Here is a 19,884-nt window from a genome sequence, read left to right on the forward strand (position 1 = left end):
GGGCGGGCGACGGATCGACGGACGACGGATCGGGTCAGGTCTGGCGACGAGGGGGGCGGAACAGCGCGTCCGGCGGGGCGTCGGCGGCGCCGGTGACCGGCACCAGGGCCGGCGTGGCCTGCGGCAGTCGCGGCAGGCTCAGGGAAGGCGGTGCCGGCAGTCCCAGGCTGGCATGGCAGGTCTCGCACAGCGAGCAGCCGGAGTGGGCCGGCGTGGCCTGCGGGTCGGCATCGGTCGGCGCGGCATGGCAAGGCGGCAGGGCCTCGGCTGTGGCGTGGGGCGTCATGTCCTGCGGCGACACGGCCATCATGACCGCACCGGGCAGGGCGGTCATGGCCGCCATCTCGGCCAGCGCCCAGCCGCGCAGCGGCAGCAGCGCGATCACCAGCCAGAGCAGCCAGCGCAGGACAGGGCGGGCAGGACGGAACATGCCCGGCAGTATAGGCCGCGACCCTAGAATCCGGTCTTTCCGATCCTTCGTCCCGGAGCTTCCCGCATGAGCCACACGCCCGCCGACCAGGCCCAGATCCTCGCCCAGGCGCTGCCCTACATCCGCAAGTTCCATGGCAAGACCATGGTCATCAAGTACGGCGGCAACGCGATGACCGATCCGGCGCTGCAGAAGGCCTTCGCCGAAGACGTGGTGCTGCTGAAGCTGGTCGGCATCAACCCGATCGTCGTGCACGGCGGCGGCCCGCAGATCGATGCGGCGCTGACCAAGATCGGCAAGAAGGGCCAGTTCATCCAGGGCATGCGCGTGACCGATGCCGAGACGATGGATGTCGTCGAGTGGGTGCTCGGCGGCGAGGTGCAGCAGGACATCGTCGGCCTGATCAACGCCGCCGGCGGCAAGGCGGTGGGCCTGACCGGCCGCGACGGCGCGATGATCCGCGCGCGCAAGCTCAAGATGCTCGACCTCAACGACCCGAGCGTCGAGCATGATGTCGGCCAGGTCGGCGAGATCGAGTCGATCGACCCGAGCATCCTGCGCGCGCTGCAGGACGACCAGTTCATTCCGGTGGTCAGCCCGATCGGCTTCGGCCCCGACAACGAGAGCTACAACATCAACGCCGATCTGGTGGCGTCGAAGCTGGCCGAGATCCTCAAGGCCGAGAAGCTGATGATGCTGACCAACATCCGCGGCGTGCTCGACAAGCAGGGCGAGCTGCTGACCGAGCTGACCTCGCGCCGCATCGACGAGCTGGTCGAGGACGGCACGATCTCCGGCGGCATGCTGCCCAAGATCGCCGGCGCGATCGACGCGGCCAAGTGCGGCGTGAACGCGGTGCACATCATCGACGGGCGCGTGCCGCATGTGCTGCTGCTGGAGATCCTGACCGACCAGGCCTTCGGCACGATGATCCGCTCGCACTGAGCCGGTCTGCCGCGATGAAGCGCGCCCCGGTCTGGCTCTTCGACCTCGACGACACGCTGCACGACGCCAGCCACGCGGCCTTCGGGCCGATCGCCGAGGCGATGACCGTCTACATCGAGCGCGAGCTGGCGCTGGGCCGCCGCGAGGCCGAGGCCCTGCGCCGCCACTACTGGGACCGCTACGGCGCGACGCTGCTGGGGCTGATGCGCCACCACGGCGTGCGCGCCGCGCATTTCCTGCACGACACGCACCGGCTGCCCGGCCTGGAGCACCGGCTGCGCGCCAGCGCGCACGATCTGGCGGCGCTCGAGCGCCTGCCGGGCCGGCGCTTCATCCTGACCAACGCGCCGCGCGCCTACGCCGAGCGGGTGCTGGCGGCCCTTGGCATGACGCGGCTCTTCCACGGCGTCATCCCGATCGAGCGCATGACGATGTTCGGCGACCTGCGCCCCAAGCCCGACGCGCGCATGCTGCGAAGCATCGCGGTGATGCTGAAGGTGCCGCCCTCGCGCTGCATCCTGGTCGAGGACACGCTGGCGCACCAGAAGTCGGCGCGCCGGGTGGGCATGAAGACGGTGTGGATGCAGCGCTGGATGCGCCGCGCCGGCTCGCCCGCGCCGGTGTCGGCCGGACTGCCGGCGCGCCCGCGACGCTGCCGGCGACCGACTTATGTGTGTGCCAGAATCCGCAGCCTTCAGGCGCTGTCCCGCTCCGCCTGGTGAAGGGGCCGGGACCCGGCGCCCTGTCGACCCGTTTCAGCGCGCCTGCCGCCCCGTTCCCGATGCCCGATACCTCCGACGCCCCGGCCGCTTCCGCGCCCGACCACGAGACGGCTGCCGCCGAGCCGGCGCGTCGTCGCCCCAAGCCCGGCGAGCGCCGCCTGCAGATCCTGCGCACGCTGGCGCAGATGCTCGAGCGCCCCGGCGCCGAGCGCATCACCACCTCCGCGCTGGCCGCGCAGCTCGAGCTGAGCGAGGCGGCGCTGTACCGGCATTTCCGCAGCAAGGCCCAGATGTTCGAGGCGCTGATCGAGTTCATCGAGAGCAGCATCTTCGGTCTGGTCAACCAGATCTGCGAGCGCGAGGAGGATCCCCGCGTGCAGGCCGCGCACAGCGTCATCGTGCTGCTGCAGTTCGCCGAGCGCAATCCCGGCATGACCCGGGTGATGGTGGGCGACGCGCTGGTGCTCGAGGACCCGCGGCTCGCGCAGCGCATGAACCAGTTCTTCGACCGCATCGAGTCGCAGCTGCGCCAGCTGATGCGCCGAGCGGCCGATGCACGCGGCTCGGCCGAGCCGACCGTCGAGGCGGCCGCGCAGGCCTCGGCGCTGACCTGCTTCTGCATCGGGCGGCTGCAGCGCTTCGCCCGCACCGATTTCCGCCGCAGCCCGGTCGAGCAGATCGACCTGGCGCTGCAGATGATGATCCACTGAGCCCCTCCTGCCGAACGATGAGCGACTTCTCCACCCTGATCGCCCGCGCCGAGGCGCTGCTGGCCCGGCTCGAGGCGGTGCTGCCGCAGCCGCCGGCCGCGCCCGACTGGTCGGCCTCGATCGCCTTCCGCTACCGCCGCCGCGGCACGGGCGGCGGCGTGCTCGAGCCGGTGCGCCAGGTCGCGCCGCTGCGCCTGGCCGACCTGAAGGAGGTCGACGGCCAGAAGGAGCGCCTGGTGCGCAACACCGCGCAGTTCGTCGCCGGCCGCCCGGCCAACAATGTGCTGCTGACCGGCGCGCGCGGCACGGGCAAGAGCTCGCTGATCAAGGCCTGCCTGAACGAGTTCGCCGACCGCGGCCTGCGCCTGATCGAGGTCGACAAGGACGACCTGACCGATCTGCCCGACCTGGTGGCCCTGGTGGGCGAGCGGCCCGAGCGCTTCATCATCTACTGCGACGACCTGAGCTTCGACGAGGGCGAGTCGGGCTACAAGGCGCTGAAGTCCATCCTGGACGGCACCATCGCGCAGGCCTCCGACAATGTGCTGATCTGCGCCACCAGCAACCGCCGCCACCTGCTGCCCGAGCAGATGAAGGACAACCTGGGCGCGCGCCACGACGACAACGGCGAGCTGCACCCCGGCGAGGCGATCGAGGAGAAGATCTCGCTGTCCGAGCGCTTCGGGCTGTGGATCAGCTTCTATCCGTTCAGCCAGCGCGAGTACCTGGCCATCGTCGGCCAGTGGCTGCGCCATTTCGGCATCGACGAGGCCACGATCGAGGCGGCGCGCCAGCCCGCGCTGGTCTGGGCGCTGGAGCGCGGCTCGCGCTCGGGCCGGGTGGCCTGGCAGTTCGCGCGCGACTTTGCCGGCCGCGCCGAGGCGCCGGCCGCCGCGCCCGCACCGATCCAGGGCGACGGCCCGGAAGGGCTGGACCATGTCTGAGCCGATCGTCGTCGACGGCGCGGAGAACCTGCCCGAGCGGGTGCCGGTCGAGGTCGCGGTGGGCGTGCTGGTCGAGCGCGACGCCGACGGGCGCGAGGGCCGTTTCCTGCTGACCTCGCGCCCGGCGGGCAAGGTCTACGCCGGCTTCTGGGAGTTCCCCGGCGGCAAGCTCGAGTCCGGCGAGACGGTCGAGCAGGCGCTGCGCCGCGAGCTGATCGAGGAGATCGGCATCACCATCGGCGCGGTCCAGCCGTGGCGCGAGCTGGTGATGGACTATCCGCATGCGCGGGTGCGGCTGAACTTCTGCAAGGTCTTCGACTGGACCGGCGAGTTCGAGATGCGCGAGGCGCAGGCCATGGCCTGGCAGACGCTGCCGGTCGAGGTGGAGCCGGTGCTGCCCGGCACGATCCCGGTGCTGCGCTGGTTCGCCGAGGAGCGCGGCCACGCCGGGCTGACGCACCGCGAGACGCCGGCGGACTGAACCGCCCGGCCGCGCCCGGCGCCGTCGTCAGGCGCCGGCGTCGAAGTCGTCGGGCGGCTCGACCGCGCCGACGCGGTAGTCGCCGCTGGCCCAGGCGCCCAGGTCATGCTCGCGGCAGCGCAGGCTGCAGAAGGGCCGGTACGGATTCAGGTCCTTCGCGAAGGGCGCGGGCGTGCCGCAGGCCGGGCAGGGCACCAGGCGCGGTGCGGGCGAGTCGGGGGAAGAAATCATCGTCATCGCCCCCGAGTCTAGGCCAGCCGCGGCGCTCCTCGCCTCAGGCGCACAGCGTCAGCGGCAGCTGCACGCTGTCGTTCATCGGGCGCAGCCGGCCCTCGGCGTCGGCGCGGCTCAGCCGGATGGCCAGCAGCACCCGGTTGCCGCTGATCTCGGGAATCAGCTGCGAGGCCGGGTCCACCTCCAGGCGCACCAGCTGCAGCGCGCGGCTGCCGTTCAGGTTGAGCTGGAACAGGCTGTTGCGGAAGCCCGCCATCTGCTGGACGCCCGATTCGCGCAGCAGGCCCAGATTGACCTCGAGCGCCTCGGCCAGCGGATCGAGCACGCCGACCCAGCGCAGCAGATCATGGCGCCGCTTGGGCGCCGGCTCCTGCTGCCAGGCGAAATAGCCGGGCAGGTCGAACTCGCAGGTGCCGCCGGGAATGTGGATGCGGCTGCGCACCGCCATCAGCCATTCGTTGCCGGCCAGGGTCTGCTCGGGCCGGCCGGGCGTGGCCGCGAGCCGGCGGTGCGCGCCGACGATGCGGTCGACCGCCAGGTCCAGCGCCGCCTCCGAGATCGAAGGAATGCCCCGGTAGCTCTCGAAGACCTTGTTCTGCCGGTCCAGCTCGCGCAGCAGGTCGGCCTTGAAGTCGGTGCGCGAGGTCACGTCCATGATCTCGAACAGCGTCGCCAGCGCGTAGTGGTGGTCGGTCGCGGTCTCGCGCGGCACCAGCAGGGCCAGCCGGGTGAAGAGCCGCTCGAGCCGAAGCATCGTGCGGATGCTCTCGTTGAAGGGATATTCGTAGTGGGTCAAGGCCTTGTTCTCCCCGATCCGGCCGGCCGGACGATCGGTTTCGATTGTTTCACAGCCAGCTTTTCCAGACATGGTCCACCGCACGGGCGAGCTGGTCGTGGTCGATTCCGTCGTTGAGGATCACCGCATCGGCGACCGCGCGGCGCTGCTCGCGGCCGGCCTGCTGCGCGATGACCCGTTCGACCGCCTCGGGCGCCCAGCCGTTGCGGGCGACCACCCGCGCGATCTGCGTGGCGGGCGTGCAGTCGACGACCAGGATGCGGTCGACCCGCTCGCGCCAGCGCCGGCCCGACTCGACCAGCAGCGGCACATCGAAGACCACCGGTGCGCCGGGCGGGGCGGCGGCGGCCTCGGCCTCGGTGTCCTCGGCGATCAGCGGATGCAGGATGGCCTCGAGCCGCTGGCGCTCGGCCGGGTCGGCGAAGACGCGCTCGCGCATGCGGGCACGGTCCATCGCGCCCTGGGCATCGATGGACTCGGGCCCGAAGGCGGCGGCGATGGCGGCGATCGCCCGGCCGCCCGGCGCGGTCAGCCGGTGCGCGATCGCGTCGGTGTCGACGATGTGTGCGCCCTGCGCGCGCAGCAGGCCGGCGACGGTGCTCTTGCCGCTGCCGATGCCGCCGGTCAGGCCGATGCGCAGCGCGCGGCTCATGCCCAGCCCATCCAGCCCAGCACCCGCTCGCTGCCGGCGAGCATCACCACCAGCGCGCCGCCCGCCAGGAAGGGGCCGAAGGGCACATAGCGACCCTCGCGCAGCGTCGCGGCCAGCTTCATGCCGATGCCGACGATCGCGCCGATCACCGAGGCGCCCAGCACGATCGGCAGCAGCATCGCCGGGCCCAGCCAGGCGCCCAGCGCCGCCAGCAGCTTGAAGTCGCCGGCGCCCATGCCCTCCCTGCCGGTCACCAGGCGGAACAGCTGCGAGATGCTCCACAGGCTCATGTAGCCGCCGACGGCGCCCCACAGCGCCTGTTCGGGCGACAGCGGCAGCCAGCCCAGCAGCGCGCCGAGCAGGCCCGCCCAGGCCAGCGGCTGCGTCATGCTGTCGGGCAGCAGCGTGGTGTCCCAGTCGATCAGCGAGGCCGCCAGCAGCGTCGCGGCGAAGCCGCACCACAGCAGTGTCTGCGGCTCGGCGCCGAAGCGCCAGCCGATGGCGGCGAACAGCAGCGCGCAGCCCAGCTCGACCAGCGGATAGCGCGGCGAGATCGGCGTGCGGCAGGCCGAGCAGCGCCCGCCCAGGCGCAGCCAGCCCAGCAGCGGGATGTTCTCGTGCCAGCGCAGCACATGGCCGCATTTCGGGCAGCGCGAGCGCGGGCGCGCCAGGCCGAGCGGGCGGCCGTCGTCGCCCGGCGCCGGCGGCACCGGATCGATGCCGAGCATCTCGGCGCTGTCCTGGCGCCACTGGCGCTCCATCATGACCGGCAGCCGGTGCACGACCACGTTCAGGAAGCTGCCGATGCACAGGCCGAACAGCGCCAGCGCTGCCGGGGAGAGCAGCCATTCCAGGGTTTGGGAATTCATCGGAAAACGGGAACGCCCCGACGCTCAGGTGCGGGGCGACAGGGCAAGCCAAGGAATGCCCATTCTGCGACATTCATGCGGCAGTCCCGCGGCTCAGGCCGCGTCGAGCACCTCGGCGAGCTCACGGTCGATGCCGGGGCCGGCGGTCGCGCCGACCAGCGCCTGCAGCGGCACCGAGGTGCCGGCCGGCAGCAGCTGCTCCTGCGGCGGCACTGCGTCTTCGGGCAGGTGGCAGTCGCTGGTCATGCGCCGCGCCAGCGTGCGTTCGCGTGGGGTGGTGGCGATCTTGCGCAGGCGCAGCAGGCCCGGGGCCTCGCCGTCCGCATCGGCCAGGATCTCGAGGCGGTGCTCGAACCAGCCCAGCTGCCAGAAGCGGTCGGCGCAGGCGCTCCAGATGTCGGCGCGCGCGCCGGCGTCATGCTCGATCAGCAGCAGGCCGTCCTCGCGCAGCAGGGCCAGGCAGTTGCTCAGCAGCACCGGCAGATCGGCGCCGCGGGTGAGCGTGGCGGGCAGCAGGATCTCGTCGATCTGTCCGGCCTCCAGCCGCAGCGGTCCGCACAGCGGCGAGACGGTCGACAGCGGCAGGGCCAGCGGCTGCGCCGGATCGAGCACCAGATCGGGCTCGCTGCGTGCGCAGGCCTCGATGTTGAGCCAGCCGCTGCGGTAGCCGGTGCCGGCGCCCAGGTGCAGCCGGGTCGGCTGCCAGGGCTTCGGGTCGCGCCGGTGCAGGTGCGTCAGGCCGACCGCGCAGGCGTGGACCAGGATGTCGGCCATCGCCTGTGCCGGATCGAGCTGCTCGAAGTGCGCATGCTGCTGGCGGGTGCGCTCGACCCAGGCGGGCGTGCCGAACTCGCGCGAGAAGAACTCGCCCAGCGTGGCCTCGTCGACCCAGCTGACCGCCTGCTCGATGTAGCCCGGCACCCGGGTCGCGGCGGTGCGCTGCAGCACGACCGGCGTGCCCAGGCTCAGGCAGTGCGCCAGCAGCACCGGATCGACATGGCCGCTGCCATGCGCGTCGCACAGCAGCACCGCACGCGCCTGGCGCACGAAGGCATCGCGCTCGGCGCCGTACAGCGGCTGGTCCAGCACGCTGACCGGCACGCCGCAGGCCTCGATGCGGGCGACGAAGTCCTGTGCGGCGGCGCTGAACTCGCCCAGATGCAGCAGCTCGATCGGGCGGCCGTCGATCGGCAGCGGCACGCCCTCGGCATCCTCGGCCAGATAGGGCGCATGCACGAAGGGCACCAGCGGCACGCGGTCGGGCTGGGCGGCATAGACCGGCAGATTGGTCGGATCGCCGTCGACGACCGCCGAGCGCGACAGCAGCGCGACATAGTCGGTGAAGTCGGCGGGCAGCGCGTCCTGGCCGTCGGCGCCGAACTGCAGCAGGTTGACGAGCACGCAGGGATGGCGCTCGAGCTGGCGCTCGTCGAAGCCCAGATGCGCGCCGAAGACGAAGTTGACCGCGTCATGGCGCAGCCGGTTCTTCGACAGGCTGACCCGTGCGCCCAGCCGCCGGAAGTGGTAGCGGAAATAGCGTGCCGGGTCGAGCAGCCCGAGCGCCTGCTCGTGGCCGGCGGGCTGGACGATGCAGAGATGGATGTCCGGCAGGGTCATGATCGGTCTGGCGCGGTCGGGCCGGCAGGAAGTTTCATTTCCCGGCCAGTCTAGGCAAGGCCGCGGCCTCGCGTCGGCCTGATCAGCCCGGTCAAGACCGCGCAAATCAGGGGCCGCGGGCTGTTGCGGCCGCTCAGCCCGGCTGGGCCGCCGGGGCCAGCTCGGCCCGCAGCGAATGCAGCAGCGCGAGGTTGTGCCGGGCCAGCTCGCCGCCGCGGCCGTGCACCGCGCCGTCGAGCTCCGGGCGCTCGCCGATCTCCAGGCAGCGGGTCCAGGCGCCCTCGATCATCGGCAGCAGCTCGCCGGCGCGGCGCGGCTCGCGTGCGGCCCAGTCGAGCATCAGGTCGCCGAGCGCGAAGAAGAAGTCGGGCGAGTCGGACCACAGCGCCATCTGCGCCGAGGCCAGCTCGATGCCCTCGGCATGGCGGCCGGCGCATTTCAGCGCATGCAGCCGGCGCACGCTGAGGTCGTGGGTCCAGCCCGGCGCCTCCGGGCCGCAGGGCTGCAGCGTCTCGGCGCGCGCGAAGCAGTCGAGCGCGGCGGCCGCACGGCCGTGCACGTCATGGTCCTTGCCGAGCTGGTACCAGAGGTAGGCGTCGTCGGGCCGGTCGGCGATCTCGCGCTGCAGCAGCCGGGCGTTGCGGTCGGCCTTGCGCGCCAGCGCCTCGGGCAGGTAGCCGCTGTGGCCGATCGTCACCGGCAGCCGGCGCACCGGCAGGGCGTGCTGCGGCTGCTCGTGGACCCGGCCGCGGTAGCGCACCGTGCCGGGCAGCAGACGGCTGATCCAGCTCGAGGCGATTGCCTCGCCGCCGGGCTCGCCGCCCTCGAGCGCATGGCGGCTGTCGACACGCAGCGCGCCGACGAAGTCGGGCTTGCAGGTGCGCAGCGCCGCCAGCACCTGCGCGCCGTCGCTCAGCCACTCGTCGCCGTCGAGCACCAGATGCCAGTCGGCGCCGGCCAGGTCGAGCGCGGCGTTGCGCGCCGCGGCAAAGTCGTCGCACCAGGCGAAGTCGGCGACCCGGGCGCCGGCGGCGCGGGCGATCTCGCGGGTGCGGTCGCTCGAGCCGGTGTCGAGCACCACCATCCGGTCGACATGGCGGCGCACGCTGTCGAGCGTGCGCTTCAGGCCGGCGGCCTCGTTGCGGACGATCATCACCAAGGCGATGCGGTAGAGGCGGGCGGGTTTCGGTCGCATGAGGATCGGAATGAAGGAGGGAGGGAGTCAGGGTGCGGGCAGCGCGGCCAGCGGCACCGGCGGCAGGCCGGCGTCGAGGCGGTCGACCATGCGGCGCACCAGCGCGGCGAAATCGCGCGCCAGTCCGGCGGGGTCATGCAGCGGATCGGCCTGCAGGCGCTGGTGCAGCTGCTCGCGCAGCGCCGCCCGCCGGGCGGCATCGCGGCCCAGGCGCACCGCCTCGATGTGCAGCCGCTCCGGCCCGTCGCAGACCAGCTCGGGCAGGCCGACCGCCTGCAGCAGCGCCCCCGCCCGGCGCGAGCCGGGGCTGCGTCCGCGCCGGCTCAGCACCGGCACGCCCTGCTGCAGGGCCTCGAGGCAGCGCCGTTCGCCGCTGTCGGGAAAGGTGTCGAGCACCAGATCGGCCAGCGGCAGCCGGGCCGCATGGCGGGCGGGCTCGAGTTCGGCGGCGAAGATCAGCCGGTGCGGGTCGATGCCCAGGCTGGCGGCGGCCTGCTGCAGCCGCGCACGCACCACCGGGGTGGCGCCGCGCAGCCACAGCACCGCGCCTGCGGTGTCGGCCAGGATGCGGCACCAGGCGGCGAACTGCTCGGGCAGGATCGCGCCGGGCCGGGCAAAGCAGGCGTAGACCATCGCCGTCCCGGGCAGGCCGCAGTCGGCGCGGCTGGGCCGCTCGCAGGGCTCGGGTACGGCGGCGGGCGGCTCGGACGGCCGATGGCGCGAGGGCATCTGGGCGATCGCCTCGACCGTGTCGGCGGCCAGCTCGATCGGCGTGCGCTCGCGGTCGCCGACCAGGTAGTCGATGAAGGGCGCGCCGGTGCTGCCGGCGCCGTCGGCCCAGGCGATCTGCAAGGCGGCAGGGTGATGCGCCAGCGTGGCCAGCCGTCGGGCGTCGGCCCGCGCGTCGAGCACGGCCAGCAGATCGAGTGCGTCGGCGCTGATCGTCAGCGCCAGGGTGTCCTCGTCGCTGTCGGCACAGTCGTGCCAGCGGCTGTTGCCGGTGCGCTCGCGCAGCTGCTGCAGTCGCGCATCGTTCCGGGCCGGCGACTCCTCGGGCAGGTCGGCATAGACCGTCAGATCGAACTGCGCCGGGTCGAGCGCCATCAGCATCTCGACGATCGGCCAGGGCGAGGGCGCGCCGGCGGGCATCGTGCCCAGCAGCAGGCCCAGGCGCAGCCGGCTGCCGGGCGCCCGTGCGGCGCGGCGCCGTGCCGGGCTGCGCTCGACGCGCCGACCCAGGTGCGCCTGCACCGCCTGTTCGGCCGCCTGGCGCAGTCGTGCCGGATCGTCGGTGAAGGCGGCGAGCAGCGCCGGATCGGGGGCGGTCCGGATCTCCGGCCGCGTCGGGGCTGCAGCGGGTGCGGGTGCCGGTGCGGGCTGCAGCGTCTGCTCGAGCCGGCTCAGGTCCTGCGCCAGGGCTGGCCAGTCGGCCTCGGTGGCGGCGGCGCTGGCCGCCTGCAGCGCGGCGCCGCTGTCGCGGGGATGTTCGGCCAGCCGGGTGCGGTGGCACCAGGCGGCCTCGGCGGTATCGCCCTGCAGGGTCAGCGCCTGCCCGAGCTGCTGCAGCGCCGCATGGCGGGTCGGCGCGTCGACGCCGGTCCTGGCCAGCGCGGCCGAGGCTTCGCGTGCCGCTTCCTGGGGGCGCTGCAGCTGCTGCCAGGCCGCAGCCCGCGCCAGATGCCAGTGGGCGGTGCGGGGCTGAGGTGCCGGGTCGAGCTGATCGAGCAGGTCGAGCGCCTCGGCCGGACGGCCTGCTTCGATCAGCTGGCGTGCCCGGGTCAGGCCGGTGCCGGTGCCGGGGCCGGGGTTGGGGCTTGCCTCGCGTGTCTTCGACAGCAGCTCCGCGCGGGGTGTGCTGCGGGGCGTCTGCGCTGCCAGCTCGCCGAGCAGCTGCGGCAGGGGTTCATGCCGGTTGACCGCGATCTGCGTTGCCGGTGCTGTCCGGCCAGGAGTCGGTCGCTCGTAGATCAGGAGCGTCGGGTCCGGCCGGGTGCGCAGCAGCGCGGCGGCGCGGTCGAGCGGGGCGGGCGAAGGCGAGGGGGTCGGGACGGAGGCAGCCGGCGCGGCAGGGCGCTGCGGCGACTCCGCACGCCGGGCGGCCGGCTCGGCGGGCAGGCGCGAGGCCAGGGCGTCGAGCAGGGCCTGCTGCGGCAGGGTGCGGCGCGGCAGCGGTTCGAGCACGGATCCGGGCAGCGTGCCCGGCCGATGGCGTTCGTCCGGAGCGTGATCCGACGACGGGGTGCGCCGGACGGGCGGCAGCGCGGGCAGGGGACCGAGAGCATCCATGGACCGGGCCGCGCGGGCGGCGCGGGATGGGGGATGCGCTCGAGTCTAGGGAGCCCGTCCGTGACGCATCACCGGATAAGGCCGGGCCCGGTCCGCCATCTTGCGCGCGCCGCGCGCCGCCTGCTCCAGCAGCAGCGCGAAGGTCTCGGCCAGCAGCGCCAGGGCCTGCAGCGGATCGAGCGGGCTTTCCGCGCGGCTGGCGACGAAGGTCAGGCGTGCTGCCTGGCCGGCCTGCCAGGGCTCGACCACCAGCCGGTCGCCTTCATGCAGCGGCAGCAGCTCGCCCGGCATCAGCACATGGTCGTGCGGGTCGCCGTCGCGGGTGATCCAGACCGGTGCATCGGCGGCGGCCAGCCAGCCGTCGCGGCTCACGCGGGCGCGGCAGGCGGTGGCGACATGCTCGATTTCCATTTCTTCCTCCCAGGTGGCCGGTCCCTGCATCAGGACCTTCTCGGGTTGACATTGACGACAGTGTCCTGCTTGCACGGCCGGAGCTGGATGAAATCGGAGGCGTCGATTGATAACATGGCGTCATGAATCGAATGCCTCGTCGCCCGCTGCCGCTCGACTGCCTGCGCACCTTCGAGGCGGTGGCGCGCCTGCTGAGCTTCAGCGCCGCGGCCGAGGAGCTCAACCTGACGCAGCCGGCGATCAGCCGTCAGATCAAGGGTCTGGAAGAGGAGCTGGGCGCGCCGCTGTTCACCCGCGCGACTCGCCGCGTCGAGCTGACCGGAGCCGGCCAGATGCTGCTGCGTGCGGTCGAGCCGGCGCTGGTGCGCATCGATGCCAGCGTGCGCCAGATCCGGCTGAGCCGCAGCCGCGCGATGGTGAGCGTCACCACCTTTCCGTCCTTCGCCTCGCTGTGGCTGATGCCGCGGCTGCCCGACTTCGAGCGCGATCATCCGCTGGCCGACATCCGCATCGCCGCGACCGACCGGATGATCGAGACGGATGACGCCGAACTCGATGTCGCGCTGCGTCACTGCGATGCCAGCAAGGCGCCCGACGGCGCGATCCGGCTGTTCGGCGAGCTGCTGACGCCGGTGATCGGCGCGCGCCTGGCCGACGCGATCGAGCGCGGCAGCGCGCCGCCGCTGCGCCGCCCCGCCGATCTGGTCGATCACACCCTGCTCGAGATGGATGACGGCCTGCCGGGCTCGCTGGCGACCTGCTGGCCGGTGTGGCTGTCCGCACAGGGCCTGGGGCAGCTGGCGCCGCGGCGCTGGATCAGCGTCAACTACACGCATCAGCAGGTGCAGGCGGCGCTGGCGGGCCAGGGCGTGGCGCTGGCGCGGCTGGCGATGGTGCATGACGTGGTCGAGCGGGGCGATCTGGTCGAGCCCTTCGGCCAGACCGGGCGGCTGTGGGCCTCGCCCGGCTACTGGCTGGTGCGGCTGGGCGGGCCCGATGCCCGCCAGCGACCCGAGGTGCAGTCCTTCAGCGACTGGGTGCTGGCACAGGCGGCGCTGACGCGCCAGGCCATCGGCGATGTGGCCGATCCCGAGGCGGAGACGCTGCCCGACTGATGTCGGGCAGGCATCGCCTCGATGCGCCTTCCTCATGCCACGCCCGGCGCCGCGCCGCTAGCATGGGCGACCCGGGCGCCGCAGGGTGCGCTTCGGACCTGGAGATCAACATGAAGCTCTACATCGGCAACAAGAACTATTCGTCCTGGTCGATGCGCCCGTGGGTGCTGATGAAGCAGTGCGGCATCGACTTCGAGGAAGTGATGGTGCGCTTCGACAGCTTCGACGCCGGCTCGGCCTTCAAGACCGCGCTGCAGGGCGTCTCGCCCACCGGCAAGGTGCCGGTGCTGGTCGACGATGACGGCCTGGCGATCTGGGACACGCTGGCGATCGCCGAATTCCTGGCCGAGCGCCATCCGGAGAAGGCCCTGTGGCCGCGCAATGCCCGCCGGCGCGCGCTGGCCCGCTCGATGTGTGCCGAGATGCATTCGGGCTTCGGCGCGCTGCGTTCGCACTGTCCGCAGAACATCGAGGCGCATCTGCCGGAGGTCGGTGCGCGCCTGATGGCCGAGCGGGCGGATGTGTGCGCCGATCTGGCCCGTCTGATCGCGCTGTGGGAACAGGCGCTGGAGCTGAGCGGCGGCCCCTTCCTGTTCGGCGCCTTCTCGATTCCGGATGCCTATTTCGCGCCGGTGGCGGGACGCATCCGCACCTATGGCCTGTCGGTCAGCGCGCCGGTGGCGGCCTGGATCGAGCGGCTGTGGGCCGCGCCCGGCGTGGCCGCCTGGGTGGCCGACGCGCTGGCCGAGCAGGACTTTCTCGACTTCGAGGAGCCCTACCGCAGCGGGCGCGGCTGAGGTCGAAGGTCAGGCTGCCATCATCCGGCCGCCGCGCGCCTCGTCGCCGAGGCGGAAGACCTCGACCGCATCGAGCAGCTGGCGCGCCTCCTGGCTCAGGCTGGTGGCGGCCGCCGCGCTTTCCTCGACCAGCGCGGCGTTCTGCTGCGTCATGCTGTCGAGCTCGTGCACCGCGCCATGCATCATGCCGATGCCGCTGCTCTGCTCGTCGGATGCGGCGCTGATCTGCTCGATCATCTGGCTGACGCGCTGCACGCTGGCGACGATCTCGTCCATCGTGCGGCCGGCCTGGCTGACCAGTCGGGTGCCGTCGCCGACCTTGTCGACGCTGCTGCCGATGAGCTGGCGGATCTCGGTGGCCGCGGTGGCGCTGCGCTGCGCCAGGCTGCGCACCTCGCCGGCGACCACCGCGAAGCCGCGGCCCTGCTCGCCGGCCCGCGCGGCCTCGACCGCCGCATTCAGCGCCAGGATGTTGGTTTGGAAGGCAATGCCGTTGATGACGCCGATGATGTCGGCGATCTTGCGCGAGCTGGCCTCGATCTCCTGCATCGTCGACACCACCTCGGTGACGACCTGGCCCCCGCGCGAGGCGACCTCGGCGGCGGAGCGCGCCAGCGTGCTGGCCTCGCGTGCGGCGGTTGCGGTGTGCTGCACCGTGCCGGTGAGCTGCTCCATGGAGCTGGCGGTGTTCTGCAGGTGGCTAGCGGTCTTCTCGGTGCGCATCGACAGGTCGGTGTTGCCGCTGGCGATCTCGCGCGAGGCCGAGTCGACCTGGACCGCGCTGCTGCGCACCTGGCGGATCGACTGCGCGATGCGCTGCAGGGCCTCGATCAGCCGGGCGGTCGTCGGGTCGCTGGCTGGGGCGCGATGGGCCACCGCCAGATCGATGTGGCCGCTCTGGTCGAGCAGCATCTCGGTGATCTCGACCAGACGCTCGGCGGTCCGGAAGTCGGCGCGTGCACGCTGTGCCAGCAGGATCAGGATGCCGGTCTCGGCCACCACGAACAGCGCATGCTCGATCACCGTGCCCAGGCTGGGCTCGGTGAAGCACACCGGTCCCCAGCCCCACTGCTGCATGTAGTTGAAGCTCAGGTGATGCACCGCAATGGCGGCGGCGCCGACCACGATCGGCAGCCAGTGCCGGTAGACCATCGTGACGGCCAGGAAGGCAAAGACGGCGAAGTGCGCTTCGGTCTGCCCACGTGCCGCATGGATCAGCAGCGCGACCATCGCCATGCCCAGCGTCGGCAGCGCGACCCGGCTGCCCAGCCGGCCCTGCGAGGCCAGCGCTGTGCCGACGGCCAGCGCCATCAGCACGCCGCCGATGCCCAGCACCAGCAGCAGCGAGTCATGGATCGTGGCGTAGATCAGGGCTCCGGCCATCACGACGGCGGTCGCGATCAGCATCGGGCGGTCATTCGGGTGCAGCGTGGGCATGGACGGACAGGGCAGGTGGGAGGATGCTGCACTGTAGAAAAGACCGCACGCGGCCGATCCCGTCAACAGCAGCCTGCGCTCCGGTCTTCTGCGTCGACAATGAAAAAACCCCTGATGCACGGGCATCAGGGGCTTCTTGTTTGGTGGCGCTTCACGGACTCGAACCGCGGACCTGTGGATTATGATTCCATCGCTCTAACCGACTGAGCTAAAGCGCCGACAGACTTGAATTATGACGAGGACTTGCACGTCGCGCAAGTGTTTCGGGAGAATTTTTTTCATCAGGCAGCCCCGGCTGGCTGACAGGGCCCGTGTCTTGCATGAGGCTGCCCGTCCGGCGACAGCCGGATCGGCCTGATCCCAGACTTCCCAAGATCTTCATTGTCATCCCCACCATGAGCAGTTCCCTCCATTCCATTCCCGGTCGCACCAAGAAGCTCCCGCCGCTGCGGGTCGGCGTCGGCGGGCCGGTCGGCTCCGGCAAGACCACGCTGGTCGAGATGCTGTGCAAGACGATGCGCGAGCGCTGGGACCTCGTCGTCGTCACCAACGACATCTACACCAAGGAAGACCAGCGCCTGCTGACGGTGGCGGGGGCGCTGGATCCGGAGCGCATCATGGGCGTCGAGACCGGGGGCTGTCCGCACACCGCGATCCGCGAGGACGCCTCGATCAACCTCGAGGCGGTGGACCGGATGCTGGAGAAGTTCCCGGATGCCGACATCGTCTTCATCGAGTCCGGTGGCGACAACCTGGCCGCGACCTTCAGCCCCGAACTGTCGGACCTGACGATCTATGTGATCGATGTGGCCGCAGGCGAGAAAATTCCGCGCAAGGGCGGACCGGGCATCACCAAGAGCGATCTGTTCGTGATCAACAAGACCGATCTGGCGCCCCATGTTGGAGCGAATCTGGAGATCATGCGCACCGATACGGTGTGCATGCGGCCGACGAAGCCGTTTGTCATGACCAACCTCAAGACCCGAGAGGGTCTGGCGGAGGTCATCGGCTTCATCGAGCGGAAAGGCCTGCTGGCGCCATGAGCGCCGTCAGCGCGGCGGTGGAGCAGCCGCCGCGCGCCGTCACGGCGCCGTCGAACACCTCGCGAGCGCAGTCGTGGCAGCGTCCGCACCCGGTCGAGACGCCGGTCTCGTCCTGCAGCAGATCGAAGCTGAGGGTTCCCGACTGGACCGCGGTGCGGATGTCGCGGTCGGACACACGGTGGCAGAGGCAGATGATCATGCCTCCATGCTACTGACAATGAGAATGTTTCTCAATATTTGTCGCGATACCCCCGCCAAGTCCGGGGGTGTCGGCGGCAATCCGTGATCGGATCAGCTGCCGGATCCGGTGCCGGCCTGGGTCTGCAGCCAGTTCTGCTCGCCCATCTGCTGGATCAGGCCCTGTTCGGTCTCGATGTGGTCGATGTGCTCTTCGGTGTCGTCGAGGATCTCGAGCAGCACGTCGCGCGACACATAGTCGCGCACGCTCTCGCAGTGGGCGATGGCTTCCTTCAGCAGCGGGTGCGAGCCCATCTCGATCTTCAGGTCGCACTCCAGCACCTCGGCGGCGGTCTCGCCGATGTAGAGCTTGCCCAGATCCTGCAGGTTCGGCAGGCCCTCGAGCATCAGGATGCGCTCGATCAGCTTGTCGGCGTGCTTCATCTCCTCGATCGACTCCTCGTACTCATGCTTGGCCATCCTGGCCAGGCCCCAGTTCTTCAGCATGCGGGCATGCAGGAAGTACTGGTTGATCGCGGTCAGCTCGTTGCGCAGCTGGGCGTTGAGATACTCGATGACCTTGGCGTCGCCCTTCATGGCTCTCTCCTTGTTCCAAAGTCGGCGATTCTGGCGACATTCGCCGAGGCTGTCCCGCGTGAATGAGGGTAGCCCCGCCGGTCTGTTCTGACCGGAAATGAGGATCAGTCCCGATCCTCCGTCTGATCCGCGGCCGGGTCGAGGCGACCGAGCAGCTCGCGGGCAGCCGTGTGCAGCGCCTGCCGGCAGTCCTCGAGCAGCGGATGCAGGCCGCGCAGCGCCGGCAGCACCAGACCGACATGGAAGGGCACCGACACGGTCAGTGCGCGCACATGCAGGTCCGGCCCGGCCCGGTCGAGTGCGCTCAAGGGATTGACGATCGCCACGCCCAGCCCCTGGCGCACCAGCGCGCAGACCGCCGCGGCGCTGCCGGTGTCGAGCGCCAGCAGCCGCTGCACGCCCTGCGCGGCGAACAGCGCATCGACCTGCTGCCGGTAGGGATCGGTCGGCGCGAAGCTGATGAAGGTCTCTCCGGCCAGATCGGCAGGCGCGATGCGCCGTCGCTCCAGCAGGCGGTGGCCGGCGGGCAGCACCACCACCTCGTCGGCGCTCAGCAGCGGTTCGAGCAGGGTCTGCGCCGGGGCATCGCGGCGCTCGACCAGCCCGAGGTCATGGCGCTGGTCCGACAGCGCCTGCTCGAGCTGCGGCGACTCCAGCGGCGTGACCGACAGCCCGGCCAGCGGCTGCCGGGCCAGGAAATGGCGGGTCGCCGCCGGCAGCAGTGCCTCGGCCAGCGCGGGCAGGCAGGCCAGCTCCAGCCGCCCCTCGGCGAAGTCGCGCAGCGACAGCGCACGGGCCTGGATGCGCTCCAGGCCGATGAAGGAGCGCGCCACCTCCTGCTGCAGCGCCAGCGCGCGCGGTGTCGGTCGCAGCCGCCCGCGCACCCGCTCGAACAGCACCATGCCCAGCACCTGCTCGAGCCGCGCGATGTCGCGGCTGACGGTGGGCTGCGAGGTGTGCAGGCGCTCGGCCGCGCGGGTCAGATGGCCGGTGCGCATCACGGCGTCGAAGACTTCGATCAGGCGGTGGCTGAGCGGTGCAGGCATGTCGTCCAGCATAGCGTCGTGGCCGCTTCATATCCGAAGTGAATGGCCAACCGACAAGAAAGCACTGGATTGAATCGGTCGGCCGCCTCAGCATCGCGCGTTCCGATGCCTTTGTGCGCCTGGCGCCTGATTCCGATGAGCTTTGACCTGCCCCTGTCCTCGGCGCTGCTGCGCCAGATCGCCGATGAGCATGGCACCCCGGTGTGGGTCTACGACGCGGCGATGATCCGCCGCCGCATCGACGACCTGCGCGCCTTCGACACCGTGCGCTTCGCGCAGAAGGCCAATTCCAACACCCATGTGCTGCGCCTGATGCGCGAGCAGGGCGTGATGGTGGACGCGGTCTCGCTGGGCGAGATCGAGCGCGCGCTGCGCGCCGGCTTCCAGCCGGGCTGCACGCCGGGGAGACCGTCGGAGATCGTCTTCACCGCCGACCTGTTCGACCGCGCGACGCTGGCGCGGGTGGTGGAGCTGGGCGTGCCGGTCAACGCCGGCTCGGTCGACATGCTGCGCCAGCTCGGCGCGGTGGCCGCGGGCCACCCGGTCTGGCTGCGCATCAATCCCGGCTTCGGCCACGGCCACAGCAACAAGACCAACACCGGCGGCGAGCACAGCAAGCACGGCATCTGGCATGCCGACCTGCCGCTGGCGCTGGAGGCGATCCGCACGCACGGCCTGCGCCTGGTGGGCCTGCACATGCACATCGGCTCGGGCGTCGACTACGGCCATCTCGAGCAGGTCTGCGAGGCGATGGTCGATCTGGTGGTGCGCAGCGGCGCGGACCTGGAGGCGATCTCGGCCGGCGGCGGCCTGTCGGTGCCCTACCGCGACGGCGAGCCGCGCATCGACACCGCGCACTACTTCGGCCTGTGGGACGCGGCGCGTCAGCGCATCGCCGCGCACCTGGGCCACGCGGTCCACCTCGAGCTGGAGCCGGGCCGCTACCTGGTGGCCGAATCCGGCCTGCTGCTGGCCGAGGTGCGCGCGACCAAGGCGATGGGCGCGAACCGCTTCGTGCTGGTGGACGCCGGCTTCAACGACCTGATGCGGCCGTCGATGTACGGCAGCCATCACGCGATCAGCGTGCTGGACGCGCCGGCGGACGCGCCCCGCCTGCCCTGCGTCGTCGCCGGTCCGCTGTGCGAATCGGGCGACGTCTTCACGCAGGGCGAGGGCGGCGTGGTGCTGACCCGCGCTCTGCCGGCGGTGCAGGTCGGCGACCTGATGGTGTTCCACAACGGCGGCGCCTACGGCGCGTCGATGTCGAGCAACTACAACAGCCGCCCGCTGATTCCCGAGGTGCTGGTCGACGCCGGCCAGGCCCGGCTGATCCGCCGCCGCCAGACGGTGGCCGAGCTGCTGGCGCTGGAAGACTGCTGA

22 protein-coding genes and 1 tRNA gene are annotated in these 19,884 nt (G+C 71.5%); 9 read left to right on the forward strand and 14 right to left on the reverse strand.

Annotated features, from left to right (window positions below):
• Window positions 1–34: 34 nt before the first annotated feature.
• Window positions 35–430: a hypothetical protein gene (locus HZU84_RS10070; RefSeq protein WP_149504519.1), complete on the reverse strand. Its 396-nt coding sequence runs from the start codon at window positions 428–430 to the stop codon at window positions 35–37.
• 66 nt (window positions 431–496) lie between these two features.
• On the opposite strand from HZU84_RS10070, the gene argB reads away from it, so the two are divergent.
• Genes argB through HZU84_RS10095 form a run of 5 tightly spaced genes read left to right on the forward strand, consistent with a single transcriptional unit; the run spans window position 497 to window position 4,232 of the window.
• Entirely contained in the window at window positions 497–1,375 is an 879-nt protein-coding gene (gene argB, locus HZU84_RS10075) for an acetylglutamate kinase (RefSeq protein ID WP_149504518.1), read from the forward strand.
• Between the two features lie 14 nt (window positions 1,376–1,389).
• Window positions 1,390–2,097, forward strand: a complete 708-nt coding sequence (locus tag HZU84_RS10080) for an HAD-IA family hydrolase (protein ID WP_149504517.1) — start codon at window positions 1,390–1,392, stop codon at window positions 2,095–2,097.
• Between the two features lie 59 nt (window positions 2,098–2,156).
• Window positions 2,157–2,807 carry a nucleoid occlusion factor SlmA gene (slmA, locus tag HZU84_RS10085; protein ID WP_149504516.1) on the forward strand — a complete coding sequence of 217 codons (651 nt, stop codon included), beginning with the start codon at window positions 2,157–2,159 and terminating at the stop codon, window positions 2,805–2,807.
• A 17-nt stretch (window positions 2,808–2,824) separates the two neighbouring features.
• On the forward strand, window positions 2,825–3,751 hold the full coding sequence (locus HZU84_RS10090; RefSeq protein ID WP_149504515.1) for an ATP-binding protein: 927 nt from the start codon (window positions 2,825–2,827) through the stop codon (window positions 3,749–3,751).
• On the forward strand, window positions 3,744–4,232 hold the full coding sequence (locus tag HZU84_RS10095) for an NUDIX domain-containing protein (protein ID WP_149504514.1): 489 nt from the start codon (window positions 3,744–3,746) through the stop codon (window positions 4,230–4,232). The genes HZU84_RS10090 and HZU84_RS10095 overlap by 8 nt, the downstream gene beginning before the upstream one ends.
• Window positions 4,233–4,259: 27 nt before the next feature.
• On the opposite strand, the gene HZU84_RS10100 is transcribed toward HZU84_RS10095, so the two are convergent.
• From HZU84_RS10100 to HZU84_RS10135, 8 genes are all read right to left on the reverse strand, one after another.
• Window positions 4,260–4,463 (reverse strand): DNA gyrase inhibitor YacG, encoded by a 204-nt coding sequence (locus tag HZU84_RS10100; protein WP_149505336.1) that lies wholly within the window; start codon window positions 4,461–4,463, stop codon window positions 4,260–4,262.
• A 43-nt stretch (window positions 4,464–4,506) separates the two neighbouring features.
• Entirely contained in the window at window positions 4,507–5,262 is a 756-nt protein-coding gene (zapD, locus tag HZU84_RS10105; protein WP_149504513.1) for a cell division protein ZapD, read from the reverse strand.
• Window positions 5,263–5,311: 49 nt separating this feature from the next.
• Window positions 5,312–5,914 (reverse strand): dephospho-CoA kinase, encoded by a 603-nt coding sequence (gene coaE / locus HZU84_RS10110; protein ID WP_180692883.1) that lies wholly within the window; start codon window positions 5,912–5,914, stop codon window positions 5,312–5,314.
• A complete protein-coding gene (locus tag HZU84_RS10115; RefSeq protein WP_149504512.1) occupies window positions 5,911–6,783 on the reverse strand; it encodes a prepilin peptidase in 873 nt (290 codons plus the stop codon). The genes coaE and HZU84_RS10115 overlap by 4 nt, the downstream gene beginning before the upstream one ends.
• 93 nt (window positions 6,784–6,876) lie before the next feature.
• Window positions 6,877–8,400, reverse strand: coding sequence for a hypothetical protein (locus HZU84_RS10120; protein WP_180692884.1), 1,524 nt, complete (start codon window positions 8,398–8,400; stop codon window positions 6,877–6,879).
• Window positions 8,401–8,533: 133 nt separating this feature from the next.
• Window positions 8,534–9,595 (reverse strand): glycosyltransferase family 2 protein, encoded by a 1,062-nt coding sequence (locus tag HZU84_RS10125; RefSeq protein WP_149504511.1) that lies wholly within the window; start codon window positions 9,593–9,595, stop codon window positions 8,534–8,536.
• 27 nt (window positions 9,596–9,622) lie between these two features.
• The gene (locus HZU84_RS10130) at window positions 9,623–11,881 is read right to left on the reverse strand and encodes an O-linked N-acetylglucosamine transferase family protein (RefSeq protein WP_180692885.1); all 2,259 of its coding nucleotides are present in this window, start codon (window positions 11,879–11,881) and stop codon (window positions 9,623–9,625) included.
• 45 nt (window positions 11,882–11,926) lie between these two features.
• Complete coding sequence (locus tag HZU84_RS10135; protein WP_149504509.1) at window positions 11,927–12,322, reverse strand: DUF2917 domain-containing protein; 396 nt, start codon at window positions 12,320–12,322, stop codon at window positions 11,927–11,929.
• Window positions 12,323–12,414: 92 nt separating this feature from the next.
• On the opposite strand from HZU84_RS10135, the gene HZU84_RS10140 reads away from it, so the two are divergent.
• Both HZU84_RS10140 and HZU84_RS10145 read left to right on the forward strand, forming a co-directional pair.
• Window positions 12,415–13,407 (forward strand): LysR family transcriptional regulator, encoded by a 993-nt coding sequence (locus tag HZU84_RS10140; RefSeq protein WP_149504508.1) that lies wholly within the window; start codon window positions 12,415–12,417, stop codon window positions 13,405–13,407.
• A 110-nt stretch (window positions 13,408–13,517) separates the two neighbouring features.
• Window positions 13,518–14,204, forward strand: coding sequence for a glutathione S-transferase family protein (locus tag HZU84_RS10145; protein WP_149504507.1), 687 nt, complete (start codon window positions 13,518–13,520; stop codon window positions 14,202–14,204).
• A gap of 9 nt (window positions 14,205–14,213) precedes the next feature.
• Here HZU84_RS10145 and HZU84_RS20950 read toward each other — a convergent pair whose 3' ends face one another.
• Window positions 14,214–15,641: a methyl-accepting chemotaxis protein gene (locus HZU84_RS20950; RefSeq protein WP_149504506.1), complete on the reverse strand. Its 1,428-nt coding sequence runs from the start codon at window positions 15,639–15,641 to the stop codon at window positions 14,214–14,216.
• Between the two features lie 141 nt (window positions 15,642–15,782).
• Window positions 15,783–15,859: transfer RNA gene (locus HZU84_RS10155), tRNA-Met, on the reverse strand.
• Window positions 15,860–16,036: 177 nt separating this feature from the next.
• Between HZU84_RS10155 and ureG the strand changes: the two genes are divergently transcribed.
• Window positions 16,037–16,684, forward strand: a complete 648-nt coding sequence (gene ureG / locus HZU84_RS10160; RefSeq protein ID WP_149504505.1) for an urease accessory protein UreG — start codon at window positions 16,037–16,039, stop codon at window positions 16,682–16,684.
• Here the strand turns inward: ureG and HZU84_RS10165 are convergent.
• From HZU84_RS10165 to HZU84_RS10175, 3 genes are all read right to left on the reverse strand, one after another.
• Window positions 16,653–16,883, reverse strand: coding sequence for a (2Fe-2S)-binding protein (locus HZU84_RS10165; RefSeq protein ID WP_149504504.1), 231 nt, complete (start codon window positions 16,881–16,883; stop codon window positions 16,653–16,655). The genes ureG and HZU84_RS10165 overlap by 32 nt on opposite strands.
• A gap of 92 nt (window positions 16,884–16,975) precedes the next feature.
• On the reverse strand, window positions 16,976–17,458 hold the full coding sequence (gene bfr, locus HZU84_RS10170) for a bacterioferritin (protein WP_149504503.1): 483 nt from the start codon (window positions 17,456–17,458) through the stop codon (window positions 16,976–16,978).
• A gap of 104 nt (window positions 17,459–17,562) precedes the next feature.
• Window positions 17,563–18,504, reverse strand: a complete 942-nt coding sequence (locus tag HZU84_RS10175) for a LysR family transcriptional regulator (RefSeq protein ID WP_149504502.1) — start codon at window positions 18,502–18,504, stop codon at window positions 17,563–17,565.
• Between the two features lie 135 nt (window positions 18,505–18,639).
• On the opposite strand from HZU84_RS10175, the gene lysA reads away from it, so the two are divergent.
• Entirely contained in the window at window positions 18,640–19,884 is a 1,245-nt protein-coding gene (lysA, locus tag HZU84_RS10180; RefSeq protein WP_149504501.1) for a diaminopimelate decarboxylase, read from the forward strand.

The sequence above is a fragment of the Sphaerotilus sulfidivorans genome, assembly GCF_013426975.1.
Classification (GTDB): domain Bacteria; phylum Pseudomonadota; class Gammaproteobacteria; order Burkholderiales; family Burkholderiaceae_C; genus Sphaerotilus; species Sphaerotilus sulfidivorans.